The organism is Nonomuraea sp. NPDC049486 (assembly GCF_040676925.1).
Classification (GTDB): domain Bacteria; phylum Actinomycetota; class Actinomycetes; order Streptosporangiales; family Streptosporangiaceae; genus Nonomuraea; species Nonomuraea ferruginea.
In genome coordinates, this window is record NZ_JBFAPV010000004.1 from 631,710 (window position 1) to 652,441 (window position 20,732).

Here is a 20,732-nt window from a genome sequence, read left to right on the forward strand (position 1 = left end):
TTCGGCCTGCTGCTGGTGTCCTTCACCGCGCTCTATCTGTGGCACTGTCTGATGGACGGGACTGGAGGGCGGCCTCCGCACTGGCCTTGGACGCTGCTGATCCAGGCGGTCATCGCGTTCGTTCCCGTTGCGTTCTACGGTCTGCAGGCGTGGCACGTCGTTGCCTTCTTGCCGGGGCTCACCCTGATATTGCTGCGTGGATGGCTGCGCTGGGCGGCCACGGGGCTCCTGCTTGTGCAGAACGCCGTGTATCTCTTGTGGGGTGGCGGCCTGGGCGAGGCCGACGTGTTCGACCAGCTCTCGCGGGTGGTGTGGGGTGGCGAGCGCGCTCTGGTCGTCTACGGCCTGGCGCGGATGGCGCGGATGACCTGCGAGTTGCGTGGTGTGAGAGAGGCGCTCGCGCGCACGGAAGTGGCTCGCGAGCGCCTGCGTTTCGCTCGTGACCTCCATGATCTGTTCGGCTACAGCCTGTCGGTCGTCGTGCTCAAGGCCGGCCTGGCAGGACGACTGCTGACGGTGGACAGGGAGCGTGCCGAACGTGAGATGGCCGAAGGCGTCGCCGCCGCACGCGAGGCCCTGGACGACATCCGGACCGTTGCACACGGTTACCGGCAGGAGTCTCTCGCGGAAGCCTTCGAGTCGGCCCGGTCCCTGTTGCTGGCAGGCGGTTTCGACGTGCGTGCCCACTACACCCATGTGCCGATGTCCGCTCATTTCCAGACAGAGCTGGCAGCGTTGTTGCGCGAGGGCGTCACGAACATCCTGCGGCACAGCAGCGGTGACAGGTGCGAAGTCCGTATCGAGCGCGATGGGAATCACGTCCGATTGGCGCTGTCGAACAATGGTGCGGGGGCGGGTGCCGGGAGCCAGGGCCTCGGCATGGAAAGTTTCGCCGCTCGCGTGCGCGTCCTGCACGGGTCGTCGGACCGGCGCGTCGTCGGTGACGTTCATGTCCTCACCACGGAGATCCCGCTCGACGACGGGTCAGAGCCAGCCCTCGTCCGTGGCGATGCGGATGGCGTCGATGCGGTTCCTGGCACTCAGCTTGACGACCGCGGAGGTGAGATAGTTGCGGACGGTGCCCAGGCTGAGAGACAGAGCGGCGGCGATCTCCTGAGGCTCCGCACCGGTGGCGGCCATCCGCAGCACGTCGGTTTCTCGCTCGGCGAGAGGGCTGGTCATCGTCTCCAACGCCCTCATCGCGAGTGAAGAGTCGACCACACGATCACCGGCGGCGACTTTGCGAATGGCCTTCACCAGATCCTCCGGCGGCGAGTGCTTCAGGAGGAAGCCGGCCACCTGCGCGGTCAGGGCGCGACGCAGATAGCCCGGCCGCGCCATGCCGGTGAGCATCAGGACCCGGCAGGAGGGCAGCAGCTCATGCACCTGGGCGGCGGCGGTCAAGCCGTCGATGCCGGGCAACTCGATGTCGAGAAGGGCCACGTCGGCGCGTAGGCGCGCGGCGGTCCCGGCCACGTCGTCCCCCCGCTCGACGGTGGCGACGACATCGAAATCGTCCTCAAGGCCGAGGACGGCGGCAAGGGTGTCACGCAGAATTCGGACGTCTTCCGCAATGATGATTCTTATCATATCCGTCCCCGACGAAAGAGGCTGGGTGACTTCAGTATTGACACGTTGATTTTAGCGCCTCGCTGCCAGGCGAATTGCATCACCTTTTGATTGACTCACAGGCGCCTCCGTGACGTATTCATCAAGGGCTGGTGATCAGCGCACTTACCTCCTTACCTGCTGCCGGGGGAAGCTCACATCGGTACACCTGAAATCACTGAAAGGATCGATGATGTTGCTGGCGAAAAAGAACATCGTCATCTACGGCGGCAGCGGGCCGATCGGCAACGCATTCGCTCTGACCTTCGCCCGGGAGGGCGCGCGGGTGTTCCTGGTGGGACGGACCCGGAAGCCGCTTGAGCGTACGGCGGCCGAAGTGGAGGCCGCGGGCGGCAGCGCTCACGTAGCCGTGCTGGACGCGCTGGACGAGCGATCGGTGAACGAGCACGTACAGGAGGTGCGAACGCTGGCCGGTTCGGTCGATGTGTCGGTGAACCTGGTCTCGCGTGGCGATGTGCAGGGCATTCCGCTGATCGACATGGCGACCGACGACTTCGTCCGGCCCATCACCGCAGGTCTGACGGCGGCGTTCGTCACCGCCCGGGCCGCCGCGCGGGTGATGGCCGACCAGGGCGATGGCGTGATTCTGACACTGAACAGCGGCTCGGCTCACGGCAGCCCGATGATGGGGGCCAGCGGCCCGGCCGACGCCGCCACCGACACCTTCATCCGCAATCTCGCCGCCGAGGTGGGCCCGCGCGGGGTGCGAGTGCTGGGCCTGTGGACGGCGGGCCTGCCCGAGAGCTTCGCCCCGCGATTCCTGGAGCACAATCCCACGCGGCGGGCCTCCGGCATGTCAGCCGAGGACATCGACCGGGTGATCAGTGGGCTGAGCATGCTGGGCCGCGCTCCACGGCTGGCGGATGTCGCCGAGACGGCCGCCTTTCTGGTCTCCGACCGGGCCGGCGCGATCACCGGCGCCTTCGTCAACGCCACCAGCGGCATCTTCCCCAGCTGACCCTTCCAGCCAGGCACTCGAGCAGAGATGAGAACGATGAACCACGGACACGACGAGACCGTCGCCTTCGAAACCGTCGCCCCGCAGCCCGTCATCAGCGTGCGTCGCACGGTCCCGGTCGCCGAGCTGCCCCGGACCCAGGCAGAAATCCTGGCGGCGCTGTGGGCTCACCTCGGCGAGCACGGCGTGCGCCCGGCCGGGCCGCCGTACGTGCGCTATCACGCCTTCGGCGACGTCGAGACCGACGTCGAGGTCGGTGTTCCGGTGCAGGGTGTGGCCGCGAGTCGAGGAGAAGTCGCCATGGGCGAGCTTCCCGGCGGGCCGGCCGTCACCACCTGGCATCTCGGCGCGCACGACCGGCTGGGCGGCGCCTACGACCGGCTGCAGGCGTGGACGCGGACCGCACCGTACAAGCCGGAGGGCGGCGCGTGGGAGATCTACACCTGGATCGACCTCGCTCACCGCCCTGATCCCGCGGCGTGGCCGGCCCCGTCCACATGGCGCACTCAGCTCGTCCAACCCCTCAACAGCGCATGACAGACATGATCGCCAGGTCCACGGCGGGCCGCCGGGAATGGCTCGCGCTGGCCGTCCTGTGTCTGCCCACGATGTTGACCATGCTGGACATCAGCGTGCTGTTCCTGGCCGTGCCTCAGATCACCGTGGATCTGGGTGCCGGCGCGACCGAGCAGTTGTGGATCACCGACATCTACGGTTTCCTCATCGCGGGCTTCCTCATCACCATGGGCAGCGTGGGGGACCGGATCGGCCGTCGCCGGCTGCTGCTGCTCGGGGCGACCGCGTTCGGCGCGCTGTCGGCACTCGCGGCGTACGCCCCCTCGACGGAGGTGCTCATCGCCGCGCGCGCTCTCCTGGGGGTCGCCGGCGCCACGATCATGCCCTCGACCCTCGCGCTCATCATCGGCATGTTCCGCGACCCGCGACAACTGGGCGTCGCCATCTCGGTGTGGGCGTCGGCCCTGACGGCGGGGGTGGCCCTGGGACCCCTCGTAGGAGGAGCGCTGCTGCAGGCATTCTGGTGGGGTGCGGCCTTCCTCGTCGCGGTGCCGGTGATGCTGCTGCTGGTCGTCACGGGTCCCCGGCTGCTGCCGGAGAGCCGGGACCCGGGCGCGCCCGGCGTGGACCCAGTGAGTGTGGTGCTGTCCCTGGTGGCGGTTCTGCCGCTGGTCTACGGGCTCAAGGAGCTGGCTCAATCCGGCTGGTCGCCCGGTCCGGTCGCGCTCACGCTGGCAGGGGCCCTCGCGGGTGTCGTGTTCGTGGTGCGCCAGGGCCGGCTGGCGCACCCGATGCTGGACCTCGGGCTCTTCCGGATCGTGGAGGTGAGAGGCGCGCTGCTGATCTCCCTGCTGGTCGGCGCCTTGCAGAGCGGGAGCGGCTTCTTCGTGGCCCAGTATCTGCTGTCGGTGGAAGGACTGAGTCCGCTGGCGGCCGGCCTGTGGATGCTGGTGCCGACCTTCGGCCTCGTCATCGGAATCTTCGTCAGCCAGGGGATCGCGCAGCGGGTACGTCCCGCCCACGTGGTGGCGGCCGGAGCGGCGATCGCCTCCGCAGGCATGGTCGTCCTGACGCAAGTGACACCCGGCGGCGGGCCGGCGATCCTGTTGCTGGGATTCACCGTGGTCTACGTCGGCGTCAGCCCGGTCGGTCCGCTGGCCGGACGTCTCGTGGTCCCTGCCGCGCCGCCGGAGAGGGCCGGCTCCGCCTCGGCCATGCAGTCCATGAGCGGGGAACTCGGCGTGGCCCTCGGCATCGCCGTCCTGGGCAGCCTCGGGGCAGCGATCTACACATCGGCGGTCGAGGTTCCCCCGGCGCTGGCGAACACGGCGCCGGGCAGAGCGGCCGCCGAGACCATGGCCGAGGCGGTGGCCGTGGCACAGCGACAGCCGACCGGCATCGGCGACGCACTGATCAGCTCGGCACGCGACGCGTTCGCCTCCGGCCTCAACGTCACAGCGGCGGTGTGTGCGCTGGCATTCGCCGGCATCGCGGTGCTGGCGTTGACGACCCTGCGGCGCATCCCACCCTTCGGACCGCCTGCCGCCCAGTAGAGGGTAGGAAGAACGACATGACAGCCCTCCCCACCAGTGACGTCTTCACCGAGCGATTGACGGCCCTGCCAGTGCCGGAAGGGCGCCGTGTTCGTATCTCAGAGCAGGGCGCCGTGCTCGGTGTCCGTATGCGCGACGTCTTCGCTCTCGCCAGAGAGTTCATCGACATGCCTCCGGACGAGATCGCCAATCTCCTCGAACGCGACGTGCACGAGGTCAGGGTCGGCGCGTGCAGCATCATGGACAAGCAGGCCCGCCGCAAGCGCACGCCCCAGTCGCGTCGCGCGCAGCTGTACGACCTCTATATGGGCCGCCACGATCGCATCAACACCTGGGACCTGGTGGACCTGGCCGCGCCCCATGTCGTCGGAGGCTATCTGTACGACAAGTCGCGTGCCCCTTTGTATACGCTGGCCCGTTCCCCGCAGTGGTGGGAGCGGCGCACCGCCATTGTCGCCACCTTCTACTTCATCCGGCACGACGATCTCGGCGACACCTTCGGCATCGCCGAGATCCTGGCCGATGATCCTGTTGAACTGGTGCAGAAGGCCTACGGCGGATGGATCCGCGAGGCCGGCAAGCGGGAGCCTGCGCGCCTGCTCGCCTTCCTTGACCGGCACGCCGCAACGATGCCCCGCACCGCCCTGCGTTACGCCGTCGAACACCTCGGCAGCGACCTCAGAGCGCATTACATGGGAGCGGCGAAACGATCTGCCGGGTCTCAATAGGCTTCGTGCTCAGTGCGCATCAGAGGCATTCCGGCGAGTCACGCCAGGGCCTCGATGCGCACTGCCATACTTCTACCCCGACGCCCACTCGCCGGCCCGGCACAGGAACACGGCGAGCCCACTCGACGGCCTCCGCTCTGTCCTTTGCTTGGATCAGCCAGAATCCGGCGATCCATTCAGTGTCGAGCGATGGCCGGGCAGTCACGACGGCCTCGCCACCGTGACGCGCGATCTGCGCCACCAGGCTCTCTGGACGCAGCCTCCCGGCGGTCAGAAGCACTCCGGCCCTGATCAGGGTCTCGTCATAGACCCGCAGTCTGGCGGCGAACTCGCGGCCGGGTGGAAAGCCCGCCTCGGTGTCTGCCCCGGCCCGGCGAATGATCATGAATCTCATCGATCTTCTCTCAGCTCGGCAGGCCGTTTTCTTTCATGTCGAAGTTCGTCGGGGCGTCTAGCTCCTGCCTCAGATTGCCGCTTCATCCGAGGGTTGTGTAGTGCGCTCTTCATCGGACACCAGTGAGATATTCATGTTCAGCCGGTTACTCATAGCGATGATTCCGTCACCTTATGCAGAAGGGGAGGGAACCGTTGCGACAGGAGTTGCCCGGCGTGAGGCCGGGGACGATCGGGGCATGGCGAGCACATTTCAGCGGGGCAAGGTGCAACTCGTTTTCGGTGCGATGGACGTCGACGGTGACGGCGTGCTGCGCGAGAGCGATTTCGATGCCCTAGCGGGGCGTTGGGCGTCCATCCGCGCGGCCGGTGATGAGGAGCACCTCATGGCGATCATGCATGGCTGGTGGGGAACGCTCGCCGAGCGCTCCCGCGACCCCGAGTCGGTCACGCTCGACGACGTCCTCACCGTGGTGGATCTGCTCGGCCGGACGCCGGACGCCGTGGACGCCACCGCCGAGGCCATGTTCGAGGCCATCGACGAGGACGGCGACGACCGGATCTCGCCGGCCGAGTACCAACGCATGATCGAGGCGTGGAACGGCAGCCCCACCGACACCACCGACGTGTTCGTCCGACTCGACGCCGATGGTGACGGCACCGTCTCCCGTACGGAGTTCATCCGCCACTGGAGAGAGTTCTGGGTGGGCGACGACCCTGCGGCGCCCGGAAGCCACGTCTTCGGGATACCTCCCGCGGCCTGATTCCTAGGAACAGGTCTCGAGCGATCGTCAGACGTTGGTGCGTGACCACTGCTGGTTGGTGCCGGTGTTGCACGGATACTGCTTGAGGATCACGCCGTCCGCGGTCGACGCGGCCGGTACGTCCACGCATTTGCCGCTGTGTCGTGCCCGGAGCTGGAAGTAGCTGCCGTTGGCGACCATCTGGAACTGCTGGTTGGTGCCGGTGCCACAGGTGTACTGGATGAGTTCGGCGCCGTCGGCGGTCGACGCGCTCACCACGTCGAGGCACTTCCCGCTGTGGCGGCTGACGACGCGCCAGTAGCCGCTGCCGGCGTCCTGGAACTGCCACTGCTGCCAGGCGTTGCCGCCGTACGTGTACTGGCCGACGCGCGCGCCGTTGTCGGTGTTCGGCTGCTGGACGTCCATGGCCTTGCCGCTGTGGCGCACGTCGATCCGGTAGTACGTCGGCGGGGGAGTGGGGCCGACGGCGTCGCCCCAGGCGTACCGGATCCGGTCGGCGCCGGAGGGGTTGCGGACGGTCAGGCCGAGATCGGTGCCGCTGCCGGTCAGGCCGTACATCGAGTAGTGGTCGTAGCCGCTGGTTCCGGTCGGTTTGCCGCCGAGGGCGGGCCAGTAGGTGCCGCCCATCTGGTTGTCCCGCATGACCTGGGCCATGGCGCGGATGTGGCGCACGAAGTTGTCGGTGCTGTTCGCGTCGCCGTAGTCGAGGCCGGTGGCCATCGGCGCGCCGAACTCGGTCGCGACCGCGCGGGAGGCGCAGTTGCCCAGACGCGTCTGGATGTGGCTGCGGAAGGCGTCGTAGGTCATCGCGCTGTAGAAGAAGGCGTAGTGGTGGAAGGACAGCAGCGTCGCGTTGAAGCGGCTGTCGTTGCAGACGTCCCGCAGGTCCTGGCTGTAGCCGGTGCCGCCGATGAGCACCCGGCCGGGCACCGCCGAGGTGTGATAGCCGAGCCAGTTCGCCGCGACGTCGCGCCACTCCGCCGAGGTGTAGCCGTGCGGCTCGTTCATCGGCTCGAAGTAGACGTTGCCGTTCGAGCCGTACGTGTTGGTCACGCTGGACCACATCGTGTTCCACGCGGCGAGGTCGGTGATTCTGCCGCCGGAGGCGGCGCCGTCCTCCCAGTACGCGAGGATGACCTTGAATCCACGGGCAGTGGCGGCGTCGATGGCGCCGCGGTAGGCGTTCCACCAGGTCGTGTTGGCCACGGTGTGGGTGTTGATGGGCAGCCGGACGGTGTTGACGCCCATGGTGGAGGCCATGTCGTCGTAGAGGGCGTTGGCTTTCGCCCGTACTGTCGCGTTGCTGTCGGACTGGCTCAGGCCGTGCAGGACGAGCGTGCCGGTGCTGAAGTTGTCACCCAGCACGGCCCAGTTCATGCCCCTGAACTGGCTGGTGGCGGCAGCGGCCGGCGACGCGGGGATGACGAGGCTCGCCGCCGCGGTGAGCGCCGTCACCACGAGGGCGATCAGCGACCGGCGTGACGACCGGGTGTTTCCCGAGGATAAGCAGCTGATCAGTCTCATGGCATGCCCAATCACTGGATCTGAATTCCTGGGTCAGACCTGGGTGCGGCTCCACTGCTGGTTGGTGCCGCTGCCGCAGGCGTACTGCTGGATGTCGGCGCCGTCGCCGGTGCCGGAGCCGACGACGTCGAGGCACTTGCCGCTGTGCCGTGCGACGATCCGGAAGTAGCTCCCGGTGGCCTGCCACTGCCATTGCTGGTTGGTGCCGCCGCCGCAGGTGTACTGGATGACGTTGGCCCCGTCGGCGGTCGAAGCGCCGGCCACGTCCAGGCACTTGCCGCTGTTCTGGTTGACGACGCGGAAGTAGCCGCCGCCGGCGTCCTGGAACTCCCATTTCTGGTTGCCGCCGCCGTTCCAGGTCCACTGTTTGATCTCGGCGTTGTTCGCGGTGGAGGCCGACACGACGTCCACCACCTTGCCGCTGTTGCGGTTGGTCACGCGGTGGACCGGCGCGGGGGCGGGCACGTCGGCCACCGGCAGGATCGTGCCGTGGCGGCAACCGGGGCAGGTGATCTGGCTCAGGCCCGACCAGGAGTTCAGGTTCGAGCTGGTGGCCGTCCAGATGCCGCCGTTGGTGTACTTGTCGATCCAGATGCGCCAGGAGCCGTCGCTCATCCGCAACACGGCCGGTCCCTCGTAGCCCGAGCTCCACAACTGGCCCTGGTTGCTCCACCCGCTGGTGAGACTCGTGCTGGTCCAGTGCTCGATGTACTTGGAGGTCTCGTTCTTGGTGAAGGCGTGATAGGTGCTACCCGACTTCACCACGTACGTGTCGATGTAGTTGTAGCCGAGACCACCCATCTGCGCCGGTCCGCTCCAGGAGGTGAGCGACGCGTTCTGGGCGGTGAAGATGTACGGACGGAAACAGTTGGAGCACGTCGTCTGGGCGATGCTCACGATGATCCGGACGGTGCCGCCCTCGACGTAGAACTCGGGCGCCCAGGTGAAGCGCGTGTTGGCGACGCCGGAGTCGACGCTGGTCACGTGGGTCCAGTTGACCAGGTCGGGGCTGGAGGCGATGTTGAAGTGGGTGGAGTTCGTGGTCCACGACTCGACGGTGTGGGCGATGTAGTAGAGCCCGTTGTGCTGGATGATGCTGGGATCGCGCAGCACGCCGGACGGGCCGCGGTAGTTCGTGTCGGCCAGCACGCCGAAGTTCGTGCCGTTGGCCGACGAGTAGACCCAGAGCTCCTGGTCGGCGGCGGCGTCTCCCTTGAACGTGGTGTAGACGTAGCCGGGCGCGGCCTGTGCGGGTGAGGCGACCGACGCCCCGGCGGCGGCGGCGGTGAGCGCCACGAGGCAGAGCCGGGCCAACCAGCGTCTGACCTTCAGTCGTCTGTTCACGGGTGAATTCCCTCACCATGAATTGTTAGCGCTAACATCATGCTGATCCATTCACGAAGGCGTCGAATGGTGGTCGGTGCGCCAAGCGTGCGCGGGGGTGCGGTCGTTACGTCGGCGTTACATCAGTGTGTTCGCTCATGTCGAGCCGGTCAATACCCCGTTCATTCGTGGACGATTGACCGCAGGCGGAATCGTCTCGTGGCGAGGTATTGACAACCGGGCTGTCAGCCTTTTCCATGTGGGAAAACACGTCGTAAACATGCATGTGACCCTCGGGTCGGTGGTGATGTTAACGCAAACATCGTGCCCCCGTGGAACACCCGGTCGCCACGCCAACCGCCGGAACAGAGGGAAGTGATCAGCATGAATCGACTCGTGAGCTTACGCCGCTCGCTCGCGGCCATCCTCCTGCTCGCCGGTGCCGTCGTCGGCCACGCCGCGACCGCGGCCCCGGCCGGCGCGGCTCCGGTGACCATCACCAACGGCACCCAGTTCCTGGACACCAGCGGCAACGCGCTGCACGCCCATGGCGGCGGCGTGCTGCGGGAAGGCGGCTACTACTACTGGTTCGGGGAGAACCGCAATCCCGACAACACCTTCCGGGCGGTCTCGGTCTACAGGTCCACGGACCTGCGGAACTGGGAGTTCCGCAACGACGTCCTCACCCAGTCGTCGCACCCCGAGCTCAACGTCGCGAACATCGAGCGGCCGAAGGTCATCTACAACAGCTCCACCGGCAGATTCGTCATGTGGATGCACAAGGAGAACGGCTCAAACTACAGCGAGGCCCGCGCCGCCGTCGCCTCCTCCGCCACCGTGGACGGCCCCTACACCTACCACGGCAGCTTCCGCCCGCTCGGGCACATGTCGAGGGACATCACGCTCTTCAACGACAACGGCACCGCCTACATGATCTCGGCCGCGGACGAGAACTACGACCTGCACATCTACCGGCTCACGACGGACTATCTGAACGTCAGCACGCTGGTGGGCAATTTCTGGAACGACGCCCACCGGGAAGCCCCGGCCATGTTCAAACGAGGAAACGTCTATTTCCTGCTGACCTCAGGGGCGACCGGGTGGAGTCCGAACCAGGCGCGATACGCGACCGCGTCGAGCATCTCCGGTCCATGGACCGGGTGGACCAACGTCGGCGACGGCACGACGTTCAGCTCCCAGCCGACGTACGTGCTGCCGATCCAGGGCTCGTCGACCACCAGCTACCTGTACATGGGGGATCGCTGGGCCGGGGCCTGGGGCGGGCCGGTGAACGATTCCCAGTACGTCTGGCTGCCGATCACGTTCCCGTCCACCACCAGTATGAGCCTGACCTGGTATCCCCAGATCACCATCGACGCCGCCACCGGCGTCGTCTCCGGCGGCGGCACCTCCCCGTACTACCGGATCACCGGACGCGGCAGCGGAAAGGTGATGGACGTCGTCAGCTCGTCGACGGCGAACAACGCCGAGGTGAAGCAGTATCCGTGGAACGGCGGCGGGAACCAGAAATGGCAGTTCCAGGACATCGGCGGCGGCTATCACCGGCTGGTCAACCAGAACAGCGGCAAGTGCCTGGACGTGGCCGGCGCTTCGACCGCCGACGGGGCCAACATCATCCAGTACACCTGTGGCGGTGGCTCCAACCAGCAGTGGCAGTGGGTGGCCACCGGCAGCTACTTCCAGCTCAGGGCCCGTCACAGCGGCAAGTGCCTGGACGTCGTCAACGCGTCCACGGCTGACGGCGCCGACATCCAGCAGTACGCGTGCGGCAGCGGCACCAACCAGCAGTGGTCCCGTACCCAATCCTGATCCTCGGCCGTAGCGACATGACCAGGAAGCCATGCCATGAGAAGACTCGCACTCGCCGCGGCGCGCCTGCTCGCGGTGTGTTCACTGGTGGCGGCGACGTTGGTCGCCGGACCCGCCGCGCCTGCCCAGGCGTCGAACCCGATCGTGAACCGGTTCGCCGCCGATGCGTCGATGCACGTCTACAACAACCGCGTGTACGTCTACACCACGGACGACGAGAGCAACAGCGGCACGTACTGGGACTCGAACGCCTGGCGGGTGTACTCGTCGGCCGACCTGGTGAACTGGACCGACCACGGCGCGCCGTTCTCGGTCGGCGGGTTCGGGTGGGCGACGCGGTACGCGTGGGCGCCCTCGGCGACCCAGCGCAACGGGTACTACTACCTGTACCTGCCGACCGACCGGACCAGGATCGGCGTGGCCAGGAGCACGTCGCCCACCGGCGGGTTCAGCGACCCCCGCGGCACCCCGCTGATCGAGAAGGGGCGGGACGCCAACACCGGTGAGGAGCCCATCGACCCGGCGGTGTTCGTCGACGACAACGGGCAGGCGTACCTGTACTTCGGCGGCGCCCGCGCGCCGAAGGTGGTCCGCCTGAATTCGGACATGATCTCCACCACGGGCGCGATCCAGAACGTGACGATCAGCGGCGGCAGCGGCTTCGCCGAGGCCGGCTTCATGCACAAGAGGAACGGCGTCTACTACTACTCGTACTCCACGGGCTGGCCGGGTCAGATCGCCTACGCCACGGCGAGCAGCCCGCTGGGCCCGTTCACCTACCGGGGCGTCATCCTCGAAGGCGTCAACGTCAACACCAACCACCATTCGATGGCCGAGTACAACGGCCAGTGGTACATCGCCTACCACCGCAACGCCCGCGCCGGCGGTGGCAACTACAAGCGGTCGATCGCGCTCGAGTACCTGTCCTACAACGCCGACGGCACGATCCGCCGGGTGACGCAGACGAGCGCCGGGGTCGGCACCCCGACCATCGCCGCGAATCGGCTGCAGTCGTACAACTTCCCGGACCGGTACGTACGGCATGCCGACTACGACGTACGGATCGACCCGAACGTGAGCCCGGCGGCGGACGCGCAGTGGCGGATGGTGCCGGGGCTGGCCGACACGGGCGGCGCGTACGTGTCGTTCGAGGCGGCGAACCTGCCCGGCTACTACCTGCGGCACTACGACTACGACCTCGTGCTGGCGCGGAACGACGGCAGCGCGACGTTCCGGGCCGACGCGACGTTCCGGCGGGTGGCCGGGCTGGCCGACTCGTCGGCGGCGTCGTTCCAGTCGTACAACTTCCCGGACCGCTACCTGCGGCACGCAGACTACCTGCTCCGGATCGACCCGGTCAGCACCACGACCGCTCGGGCCGACGCCACCTTCCGCGTCACCGGCTGAGACCAGAGGGCCGGAGTCCCGCCGGGGAGTCCGGCCCTCGGTCAGCGCCGGTGGGGATCCGTTGAGGATCTGTCAGGCGTCTTGTGGCAGGGCCTTCTCGGCGGCGGCCGTCTCCATGGCCGACGGGCCTTCGCCCGGGCGCCGGGGAGACGTCGGCGGCTCGCGGAGGACGATCGGCATCCCCGCGGCGTGCCATGCCTGGAAGCCGCCGATCACGTCGGTGCTGCGGTGGAGGCCGAGGTCCTGGAGCGAGCGGGCGGCGAGGCTGGAGGAGTATCCCTCGTCGCACAGGATGATCCACTGGATGCGGGCGTGTTCGGCCTCGGGAATGCGGGCCTCGCACCGGGGGTCCAGCCGCCACTCCAGCTGGTTGCGCTCGATGACGATGGCGCCCGGGACCTCTCCCGCGCAGCGCTGGAAAGCGGGCCGGGTGTCGACGATGAAGCTGTCGGTCCGGCCCGCCGCCGACCATGCCTGGGGTGGGCTCAGGCGGTGCAGCCCCGTGCGGGCCTGAGCCAGCACCTCGTCGATGTCTATCGAAGCTCCCTGGTCGGCGCGGGCGGACGGGAGTCGGACCCGCCACCTTGACGATCAACAAGGTTACCCGCGCGGGGCCTCAGAACGCGCGCGCGCCGCTCGTGGCGGCCGGTCCGTACGCGCCGCCGCTGTCCGCGACCGGCATGCGGCGTATCGCGATCATGGCGGCGTCGTCGCCGAGACGTCCGCCGGTATAGGTGAGGAGGTCGTCGCACACCCGTTTCAACAGCCCTTCCGGGGCTTCCTGCGTCCAGGCGCCGATCCGGTCGGCCAGCGGGTAGAAGACCCCGGCGGCGTCGCGCGCCTCGGTGACGCCGTCGGTGTAGAGCAGCAGGAGATCGCCCTCGTCGAACCGGAACGAGCAGACGGCGTACCCGTGGTCGCACAGGTCACCCAGACCAAGCGGTGGCGCCGGGTTCTCGCACTGCAGCGGTGTGACCTCCCCGGCGTGCACCAGCAGCGGCGGCGGGTGGCCGCAGTTCACCAGGGTGAGCGCCGGTTCGTCGTCTGGTATGTCGAGGGCGACCGCGGTCACGAAGGTCTCCTCGCTTGCCGGCCATTCCCCGGCGAAATCGTACGGATTGAACCCGGCGCTGTCCTCAAGGTCGGCGACGAGCTCCGGCAGGGACAGGCCCCGGCGGGCGGCTTCGCGGAAGGCGCTGACGAGAGCGGCGGCGTCGGAGATGGCGGTGAGGCCCTTGCCCCGGGCGTCGCCGATGATCAGGCGGGTGGCGTTCACGGTGCGTACGGCACCGTACAGATCCCCGCCGACCCGGGCCTCCGCCGCGGCGGCCAGGTAGACGGAGGCCAGCCGGAGCGTGCCCAGCGACTCCGGCAGTGGCCGCAACAGAGCCCGCTGCGCGGCTTCGGCCACCGAGCGCACCTGCACCAGGACCCGCCGCTCGCGGTCCCGGATGAGGCAGAAGACCACCACGAACGCCGATACCGCGATCATGGCGATGAGCTCCGACTGCATGTTCTCGGTGCCCAGGCGGTTGTGATGGACGCCGATCATGATCTCGCCCGTGATCGCGAGAAGCCCGATCACGCCCGTGAACCACGCTCCCGCGAAGGAGGCCGTGATCGCCGGGGCCGCCACCAGCAGAGCTCCGAAGTGGATGTCGCTGGGGGACAGCAGGTCCGCGACCGTGATGACCACGATCATGGCCAGCGGAATCACCGCCAGCGCGTGATTCCGTTGCAGTGAGAGACGCCCCCGAAGATGCGGGTTTCCCCCATATCTCACAGTTTCTGTCTACATGTTCCGATACGGGGGCCAAAAGGTAGATGGACAGGTCTTGGGAAAGGCTTTCATCCCAGTCGCTCACCTCTCGTGACGTCGCGATGACATTTGGTGGTGGCGTGCCTAGGCTCTCCCCGTGATCGGCTTTGCGGAAGTCGTGAAGCGTCTGCTGGTCGGCAGGGCGCTGCGCAGCGAGAAGCTGCACGAGAGGCTGCTGCCCAAGAGGCTGGCGCTGCCGATCTTCGCGTCCGATCCGCTGTCGTCCGTGGCCTACGCCACCCAGGAGATCCTGCTGGTCTTCTCGGTCGCCGGGCTGGCCTTCCTGCATCTGACGTCCTGGGTGGCCACGGCGGTGATCGTCCTGCTGGTCGTGGTGGTCGTGTCCTACCGGCAGGTGGTCCGCGCCTATCCCGGGGGCGGCGGGTCGTACGCGGTCGCCTCCGGCAACCTCGGCCCGACGGCCGGCCTGGTGGTGGCCGCGGCCCTGCTGGTCGACTACGTGATGACCGTGGCGGTCTCGGTCGCCGCGGGAGTGGACAACATCGTCTCCGCGTTCCCCGGCCTGCACGAACACCGGGTGAGCCTGGCCGTGGGTCTCGTCGCCGTGCTCGCCACGATGAATCTGCGCGGGGTACGGGAGTCCGGCCGCGTCTTCGCCGTACCGACGTATCTGTTCATCGGGGCCGTGCTGGTGATGTGCGCGACCGGCCTGTTCGGCTGGGTCACCGGGAACGCGCCGGTGGCCGAGTCCGCCGGGTGGGAGCTTCGTCCCGAGGCGGGGTACGAGCAGCTGACGGGCCTGACGTTGACCGTGCTGATCCTGCGGGCGTTCTCCAGCGGCTGCACGGCGCTGACCGGAGTGGAGGCGATCTCCAACGGGGTGCCGGCGTTCCGCCGCCCCAAGGCCCGCAACGCCGCCACGACCTTGGCCGTCATGGGCCTGATCTCGGCGACGATGTTCGCCGGGATCACGGCGCTGGCGCTGATCAGCCAGGTGCGGATCGCCGCCGACCCCTGCCAGTTCAGCGGCACCGGCCCGGACTGCGCGGACCTGCCCCAGCGCACCGTGATCGGCCAGCTGGCCGCCGCCGTCTTCGGCGGGCACGACAGCGTGGGGTTCTTCGTCGTCCAGGCGGCCACCGCGCTGGTGCTGGTGCTGGCCGCCAACACGGCCTTCAACGGATTCCCGCTCCTCGCCTCGCTCCTGGCCCGGCATCGTTACCTGCCCGAGCAACTGCACATGCGCGGGGACCGGCTCGCCTTCTCCAACGGGATCATCGCCCTGGCGGCCATCGCGGCCGCGCTCCTGTGGGTCTTCCACGCATCGGTGACCGACCTCATCCATCTGTACATCCTGGGCGTCTTCACCTCCTTCACCCTGTCCCAGGCCGGGATGGTCCGCCACTGGGGCCGGGCGCTGGCCGTCGAGTCCGACGCAGGAGTGCGACGCCACCAGCGGCTGGCACGGACGATCAACGCCGTGGGGGCCCTGACGACCGGCCTGGTCCTGATCATCGTGCTGGCCACCAAGCTCACCGAGGGCGCCTATCTGGCGCTGGCCGCGGGCGTGCTGCTGTGGTCGCTGATGCGGGGCATCCGCCGTCACTACGACGTGCTCGCCAGTGAACTCGCCGTCACCGACCCGATCGAGGAGTCCGTCGCCCCCGCGCGGGTCTTCACCATGGTCGTGGTTCCCCGGATGGACGCGGCGACCATGCGCGCCCTGGGCTACGCCCGTGCGCTCCGGGCCGACCACGTGGAGGCGGTCACGGTGGCCATCGACCGCGAGGACGCCCAGGACCTGCTGAGGCGGTGGGACACCTCGGGCATCAACGTCCCGCTGAAGGTCCTGGACTCGCCGTACCGCGAGCTCACCCGCCCGATCACGGCCTACGTCCGCTCCCTCGTACGGAAGAGCCCGCGTGACGTGATCTACGTCGTCATCCCCGAGTACAGCGTCGGTCGATGGTGGGAGAGCCTGCTGCACAACCGGACCACGCTGTGGCTCAGGAGCCGGCTCATGCTCATCCCCGGGGTCGTGATCATCAGCGTCCCCTGGCAGCTGCCGTCCTCCCGCCGTCTCACCCGCCGCCTGACCCGCCGGCCCCTCCGCCGGGCCCCGGGAGCCGTACGACGAGGCGAACCCGACCCCCGAGCGGACCGTGGCTAGAGCGAGTCGGCCGGGTCCCAGACCTTCACGGTCGCCCGCATGTTGTGGTACGAGTCGTCCTTCATCTTCATCGCCGCGATGCGCCCTTCGGAGGTCCGCAGGCAGAAGATCGCTCCGGTCTCCACCTCTTCCTTGCCTGACTCGCCCCATTCCGTCGTGCCCTGGGTCGAAAGTGCCTCGACGCACTGCTGCCGGGTGGGCGCGGTGGAGTCGCTCCACGGGGCGAGGGACTGTTCGTGCGCTGCGATCGAACTCACGAAAAAGGACGAGGATTCAGCGATGTCCGCGTTCTCGTCGGATGTGCGAATGGTCGGCGGGAGCTGGTCGAGGTCGACACCGGCGCCCAGGCGCACGACTCCGGTCCACCGGACGGAAGGCGCTGCCGACGGTTCTGGTGACGGGGTCTGGCTCGGCGTCGGAGCCGAGCTGCTCGGGGCCGTGCTGGCGGGGTGAGCCGAGGGGCTGGTGGTCGCGGCCGCCGGCGGTGGGTCGTCCTCGCCGCGGAACCATCCGTCACCGAAGAACAGGACGGTCACCGCGAGGGCTAACGACAGGACCGCGAGGATGGTCTCCTTGGTCCATTTTCTCGATGGCTGCTGACTGGGATCGCCGTAGTAGTGGCCTGAAGGGTCTGCCTGGTCGCCATCTTGTCGAGTCTGGCTCATCCGAGCATTCCCATCGCCGTCAGATGTTCCTTCGAAGTCCGGTGGACCCCAGAGTGCCACATCTGAGCTGTCGGCTTCGGGTCAGGCCGCGAATTCGCCCGGCCGGTCTGCCTTCCATGAGAAAGGCGGACCGGCGGGCGCCGAATGGTCTGGGCGTGTGGTGCCGCCCAGGCTTTGTTAGCGCTCACATTCCGCGCTGTGGTCCTCCTTCGCACTCCGGCGTCTTCCGGTGGTGATGGCGGCGAGTAAATACAACACGCCGGGTGTCGTCAAGGGGTGGTGGTCTGGTGCGCGACGCGTCCGGTGGGTGTCGGGGCAGGTCTGCGGGTCCGTAAGTTGCGGGGATGGGTGAAAGTTTCATCTCCGCCGTCGCGGGGTGCTCGTGCGATATCGCTCCTGGTGTCCGTGGCTCCATGGCATCCGCGGTCAGGCATCGACCCCGCGTCGGGCGTTCCGAAATTTTCGTGAAAACGTTGACATGTTTCGGTTGCGTTCCCACACTGATCTCCGAGGCGGTCGGTCCTGCCTGATGTGGTGATCGGCCAGGGCCGCCGGTCATGACGCCATCGTGGTGTGCGCCTCCGGCCTGGGGTGCGGCGTCGTCCGCCGGGGTTCCCGCACATCCCTCGTTCCGTAACTTCAGTATGGAGTCAGGCATGGGCTTGAAGGCTTTACCTTCGTCCGCGTACGAACGTTTCGGTGTCCTCCGCGGCATCGTGGGCGCCGTCGGCGCCCTGGGGATCGTAGGCGCGGCGCTGATGGTGTCCGTTCCCGCGGACGCGGCGGAGAGCACGCTCGCCGCCGCCGCCCAGCAGAGCGGCCGGTACTTCGGCACGGCCATCGCCGCGGGCAAGCTGGGCGACCAGGCGTACACGACGATCGCGAACCGCGAGTTCGACATGATCACCGCCGAGAACGAGATGAAGATCGACGCCACGGAACCCAACCGGGGGCAGTTCAACTTCAGCGCCGGCGACCGGATCTACAACTGGGCGGTCCAGAACGGCAAGCGGGTACGCGGCCACACCCTCGCCTGGCACAACCAGCAGCCGGGCTGGATGCAGTCGCTCTCCGGCGGCAACCTCCGCCAGGCGATGATCGACCACATCAACGGCGTGATGGGGCACTACCGAGGCAAGATCTACGCCTGGGACGTCGTCAACGAGGCCTACGCCGACGGCAACTCCGGTGGCCGGCGCGACTCCAACCTCCAGCGGACCGGCAACGACTGGATCGAGGTGGCCTTCCGCACCGCGCGGGCCGCCGACCCGTCCGCCAAGCTCTGCTACAACGACTACAACATCGACAACTGGAGCTGGGCCAAGACGCAGGGCGTCTACAACATGGTCCGCGACTTCAAGCAGCGCGGCGTACCGATCGACTGCGTCGGCCTGCAGTCGCACTTCAACAGCAACAGCCCCTACAACAGCAACTACCGCACGACCATCCAGAGCTTCGCCGCCCTGGGCGTCGACGTGCAGATCACCGAGCTGGACATCCAGGGCGGCTCGGCCACCACGTACGCCAACGTCGTCAACGACTGCCTGGCGGTGCCGCGCTGTACCGGCATCACGGTCTGGGGCGTCCGTGACAGCGACTCCTGGCTCGGCGCCGGCGCCAGCGCGCTGCTCTTCGACGGCAACGGCAACAAGAAGGCCGCGTACAACTCCGTCCTGAACGCGCTCAACAACGCGGACCCGGATCCCGACCCGGACCCGACCACGACGCCCACGCAGACCCCCGGCACCGTGGGACAGATCCGGGGTGTGGCGTCCGGGCGGTGTGTGGACGTGCCGAACGCCTCGACGGCCGACGGCACGCAGCTCCAGCTGTGGGACTGCCACTCCAACTCCAACCAGCAGTGGTCCTACACCTCCGCGCAGGAGATCCGCGTCTACGGCAACAAGTGCCTGGACGCCGCCGGCACCGGCAACGGCGCCAGGGTGCAGATCTACTCCTGCTGGGGCGGCAACAACCAGAAGTGGCGCGTCAACTCGGACGGCTCCATCGTCGGAGTCCAGTCGAATCTGTGCCTCGACGCCGTGAACAACGGCACCGGTAACGGGACCCAGCTCCAGATCTACTCCTGCTGGGGCGGCGACAACCAGAAGTGGTCCTGGAACCGGGGCTAGGAGGTCAGATCATGAGACGGCACCAGCAGGTGCCGATCGGGTCAGGGACGGTGATCGCCGCCGTGGTCACCGCGGTGATCACCGTCCTGGCCGGTTGCGTCGCCATGGCGCCCCAGGCGAGTGCGGCGACGCTGACCAGGATCGGCGACTTCGGGGCGAACCCCGGCAACATCCAGATGCACCTCTACGTCCCTGACAACGTGGCCGCGCGTCCCGGCATCCTGGTGGCGATGCACGGCTGCAACGGCCGGGCGACCGACTTCCACCAGCAGACGGAGTTCGCGTCCCTGGCCGACCGGCACGGCTTCGTCGTCATCTACCCGCAGGCCAACAAGAGCGCCAACGGCCTGTCGAACTGCTTCGACGTGTGGTCGGACGAAGCACTCCGGCACGGCGGCGGCAGCGACCCCGTGTCGATCGTGTCGATGGTCAACTACGTCGTGCAGCGCCACAACGGCGACCCCGAGAAGGTGTTCGCCACCGGCTTCTCCTCCGGGGCGATGGAGACCGTCAACCTGCTCGCCACCTATCCCGATGTGTTCAAGGCCGGCGCTCCCTTCGCCGGTGTGCCCTTCGGCTGTCTCGGCCCGCCCGGTTGCGGCGACCGGACTCCGCAGCAGTGGGGCGACCTGGTCCGCGGCGCCTACCCCGGTTACACCGGTCCCCGGCCCCGGCTGATGGCCTGGCACGGCACCGCGGACGACGTGCTGAACTTCAGCATGTTGCAGAAGGAGGTCGACCAGTGGACCGACGTGCACGGGGTGAGCCGGACGCCCACCTCGACCACGAACCCGCAATCGGGGTGGACGCGCAGAGTCTTCGGGACCGGCCAGGTCGAGGCCTACACCATCAGCGGAGCCGGGCACAATCTGCCGCATCCCGGGATGGCCGTGCACGCGATCCGGTTCTTCGGCCTCGACGGCGCCGGCCCCACGCCGACCCCTGGCGGCGACGGCCAGATCAGGGGCGTCGCCTCCGGGCGCTGCGTGGACGTGCCGAACTCGAGCACCGCCGACGGCACGCGGCTCCAGCTCTGGGACTGCCACGGCGGCGCCAACCAGCGGTGGGCCCTCACCTCGTCCCAGGAACTGCGGGGTCTCGGCGGCAAATGCCTCGACGCCGCCGGGGCGGGCAACGGAGCCGGCGTCCAGCTCTACTCCTGCTGGGGCGGCGCCAACCAGAAGTGGCGCGTCAACGCTGACGGGACGATCGTCGGCGTGCAGTCGGGGCTGTGCCTGGACGCCGCCGGGACGGCCAACGGCGCCCGCCTCCAGCTCTACTCGTGCCACGGCGGCGCCAACCAGCGGTGGAGCCTGGGCGCCGCGTGACGCACCCCGGGTCTGGGCGGTCTCTTGTGGAT

General features: G+C 68.0%; 17 protein-coding genes and 1 pseudogene. 11 read left to right on the forward strand and 7 right to left on the reverse strand.

The genetic code is table 11. The features are described 5' to 3' along the window. Window positions 1-363: 363 nt before the first annotated feature. Window positions 364-609 (forward strand): annotated as a pseudogene (locus AB0K05_RS15500) (histidine kinase); the annotation flags it as partial. A 375-nt stretch (window positions 610-984) separates the two neighbouring features. Here AB0K05_RS15500 and AB0K05_RS15505 read toward each other — a convergent pair. Next, entirely contained in the window at window positions 985-1,590 is a 606-nt protein-coding gene (locus AB0K05_RS15505; protein WP_148035272.1) for a response regulator transcription factor, read from the reverse strand. Window positions 1,591-1,798: 208 nt separating this feature from the next. Between AB0K05_RS15505 and AB0K05_RS15510 the strand changes: the two genes are divergently transcribed. The 4 genes from AB0K05_RS15510 to AB0K05_RS15525 are packed head-to-tail and all read left to right on the forward strand — an operon-like array spanning window position 1,799 to window position 5,384. Next, on the forward strand, window positions 1,799-2,587 hold the full coding sequence (locus tag AB0K05_RS15510; protein ID WP_271277084.1) for an SDR family oxidoreductase: 789 nt from the start codon (window positions 1,799-1,801) through the stop codon (window positions 2,585-2,587). 36 nt (window positions 2,588-2,623) lie between these two features. Further along, window positions 2,624-3,124 (forward strand): GyrI-like domain-containing protein, encoded by a 501-nt coding sequence (locus AB0K05_RS15515; protein ID WP_148035271.1) that lies wholly within the window; start codon window positions 2,624-2,626, stop codon window positions 3,122-3,124. After that, window positions 3,121-4,656, forward strand: a complete 1,536-nt coding sequence (locus AB0K05_RS15520; RefSeq protein ID WP_271277085.1) for an MFS transporter — start codon at window positions 3,121-3,123, stop codon at window positions 4,654-4,656. Before AB0K05_RS15515 ends, AB0K05_RS15520 begins: the two co-directional genes overlap by 4 nt. Before the next feature lie 17 nt (window positions 4,657-4,673). Next, complete coding sequence (locus AB0K05_RS15525) at window positions 4,674-5,384, forward strand: DNA alkylation repair protein (RefSeq protein WP_271277086.1); 711 nt, start codon at window positions 4,674-4,676, stop codon at window positions 5,382-5,384. Window positions 5,385-5,403: 19 nt separating this feature from the next. On the opposite strand, the gene AB0K05_RS15530 is transcribed toward AB0K05_RS15525, so the two are convergent. After that, window positions 5,404-5,778, reverse strand: a complete 375-nt coding sequence (locus AB0K05_RS15530; RefSeq protein ID WP_148035268.1) for a YciI family protein — start codon at window positions 5,776-5,778, stop codon at window positions 5,404-5,406. A gap of 385 nt (window positions 5,779-6,163) precedes the next feature. Between AB0K05_RS15530 and AB0K05_RS15535 the strand changes: the two genes are divergently transcribed. After that, the gene (locus AB0K05_RS15535) at window positions 6,164-6,541 is read left to right on the forward strand and encodes an EF-hand domain-containing protein (protein ID WP_271277087.1); all 378 of its coding nucleotides are present in this window, start codon (window positions 6,164-6,166) and stop codon (window positions 6,539-6,541) included. Between the two features lie 27 nt (window positions 6,542-6,568). Here the strand turns inward: AB0K05_RS15535 and AB0K05_RS15540 are convergent, their stop codons facing one another. Together AB0K05_RS15540 and AB0K05_RS15545 are read right to left on the reverse strand one after the other, a co-directional pair. Then, on the reverse strand, window positions 6,569-8,065 hold the full coding sequence (locus tag AB0K05_RS15540; protein WP_271277088.1) for an RICIN domain-containing protein: 1,497 nt from the start codon (window positions 8,063-8,065) through the stop codon (window positions 6,569-6,571). A gap of 33 nt (window positions 8,066-8,098) precedes the next feature. Continuing rightward, window positions 8,099-9,409, reverse strand: coding sequence for an RICIN domain-containing protein (locus AB0K05_RS15545; RefSeq protein WP_364229649.1), 1,311 nt, complete (start codon window positions 9,407-9,409; stop codon window positions 8,099-8,101). Window positions 9,410-9,772: 363 nt separating this feature from the next. On the opposite strand from AB0K05_RS15545, the gene AB0K05_RS15550 reads away from it, so the two are divergent. Together AB0K05_RS15550 and AB0K05_RS15555 are read left to right on the forward strand one after the other, a co-directional pair. Continuing rightward, window positions 9,773-11,218, forward strand: a complete 1,446-nt coding sequence (locus tag AB0K05_RS15550) for an RICIN domain-containing protein (protein ID WP_364229651.1) — start codon at window positions 9,773-9,775, stop codon at window positions 11,216-11,218. Between the two features lie 36 nt (window positions 11,219-11,254). Further along, window positions 11,255-12,625 carry an AbfB domain-containing protein gene (locus AB0K05_RS15555; protein ID WP_364229653.1) on the forward strand — a complete coding sequence of 457 codons (1,371 nt, stop codon included), beginning with the start codon at window positions 11,255-11,257 and terminating at the stop codon, window positions 12,623-12,625. Between the two features lie 72 nt (window positions 12,626-12,697). On the opposite strand, the gene AB0K05_RS15560 is transcribed toward AB0K05_RS15555, so the two are convergent. Beyond that, window positions 12,698-13,147, reverse strand: a complete 450-nt coding sequence (locus AB0K05_RS15560) for a rhodanese-like domain-containing protein (RefSeq protein WP_364229655.1) — start codon at window positions 13,145-13,147, stop codon at window positions 12,698-12,700. Between the two features lie 94 nt (window positions 13,148-13,241). Continuing rightward, complete coding sequence (locus AB0K05_RS15565; protein WP_364229657.1) at window positions 13,242-14,327, reverse strand: PP2C family protein-serine/threonine phosphatase; 1,086 nt, start codon at window positions 14,325-14,327, stop codon at window positions 13,242-13,244. Window positions 14,328-14,541: 214 nt separating this feature from the next. On the opposite strand from AB0K05_RS15565, the gene AB0K05_RS15570 reads away from it, so the two are divergent. After that, the gene (locus tag AB0K05_RS15570; RefSeq protein WP_364229659.1) at window positions 14,542-16,575 is read left to right on the forward strand and encodes an APC family permease; all 2,034 of its coding nucleotides are present in this window, start codon (window positions 14,542-14,544) and stop codon (window positions 16,573-16,575) included. Here the strand turns inward: AB0K05_RS15570 and AB0K05_RS15575 are convergent. Further along, complete coding sequence (locus AB0K05_RS15575; RefSeq protein WP_271277095.1) at window positions 16,572-17,240, reverse strand: hypothetical protein; 669 nt, start codon at window positions 17,238-17,240, stop codon at window positions 16,572-16,574. The genes AB0K05_RS15570 and AB0K05_RS15575 overlap by 4 nt on opposite strands. 656 nt (window positions 17,241-17,896) lie before the next feature. Between AB0K05_RS15575 and AB0K05_RS15580 the strand changes: the two genes are divergently transcribed. Together AB0K05_RS15580 and AB0K05_RS15585 are read left to right on the forward strand one after the other, a co-directional pair. Then, window positions 17,897-19,372 carry an endo-1,4-beta-xylanase gene (locus AB0K05_RS15580; protein WP_364229661.1) on the forward strand — a complete coding sequence of 492 codons (1,476 nt, stop codon included), beginning with the start codon at window positions 17,897-17,899 and terminating at the stop codon, window positions 19,370-19,372. 11 nt (window positions 19,373-19,383) lie between these two features. After that, window positions 19,384-20,700 carry a PHB depolymerase family esterase gene (locus AB0K05_RS15585; RefSeq protein WP_364229663.1) on the forward strand — a complete coding sequence of 439 codons (1,317 nt, stop codon included), beginning with the start codon at window positions 19,384-19,386 and terminating at the stop codon, window positions 20,698-20,700. The last annotated feature ends 32 nt before the right edge of the window (window positions 20,701-20,732 follow it).

Excerpts from the sequence above, each read along its gene's own strand:
- AB0K05_RS15505 (WP_148035272.1), bottom strand. The coding sequence starts at position 1,590 with ATGATAAGAATCATCATTGCGGAAGACGTCCGAATTCTGCGTGACACC.
- AB0K05_RS15510 (WP_271277084.1), top strand. The coding sequence starts at position 1,799 with ATGATGTTGCTGGCGAAAAAGAACATCGTCATCTACGGCGGCAGCGGG.
- AB0K05_RS15515 (WP_148035271.1), top strand. The coding sequence starts at position 2,624 with ATGAACCACGGACACGACGAGACCGTCGCCTTCGAAACCGTCGCCCCG.
- AB0K05_RS15520 (WP_271277085.1), top strand. The coding sequence starts at position 3,121 with ATGACAGACATGATCGCCAGGTCCACGGCGGGCCGCCGGGAATGGCTC.
- AB0K05_RS15525 (WP_271277086.1), top strand. The coding sequence starts at position 4,674 with ATGACAGCCCTCCCCACCAGTGACGTCTTCACCGAGCGATTGACGGCC.
- AB0K05_RS15530 (WP_148035268.1), bottom strand. The coding sequence starts at position 5,778 with ATGAGATTCATGATCATTCGCCGGGCCGGGGCAGACACCGAGGCGGGC.
- AB0K05_RS15535 (WP_271277087.1), top strand. The coding sequence starts at position 6,164 with ATGGCGATCATGCATGGCTGGTGGGGAACGCTCGCCGAGCGCTCCCGC.
- AB0K05_RS15540 (WP_271277088.1), bottom strand. The coding sequence starts at position 8,065 with ATGAGACTGATCAGCTGCTTATCCTCGGGAAACACCCGGTCGTCACGC.
- AB0K05_RS15550 (WP_364229651.1), top strand. The coding sequence starts at position 9,773 with ATGAATCGACTCGTGAGCTTACGCCGCTCGCTCGCGGCCATCCTCCTG.
- AB0K05_RS15555 (WP_364229653.1), top strand. The coding sequence starts at position 11,255 with ATGAGAAGACTCGCACTCGCCGCGGCGCGCCTGCTCGCGGTGTGTTCA.
- AB0K05_RS15565 (WP_364229657.1), bottom strand. The coding sequence starts at position 14,327 with ATGATCGTGGTCATCACGGTCGCGGACCTGCTGTCCCCCAGCGACATC.
- AB0K05_RS15575 (WP_271277095.1), bottom strand. The coding sequence starts at position 17,240 with ATGAGCCAGACTCGACAAGATGGCGACCAGGCAGACCCTTCAGGCCAC.
- AB0K05_RS15580 (WP_364229661.1), top strand. The coding sequence starts at position 17,897 with ATGGGCTTGAAGGCTTTACCTTCGTCCGCGTACGAACGTTTCGGTGTC.
- AB0K05_RS15585 (WP_364229663.1), top strand. The coding sequence starts at position 19,384 with ATGAGACGGCACCAGCAGGTGCCGATCGGGTCAGGGACGGTGATCGCC.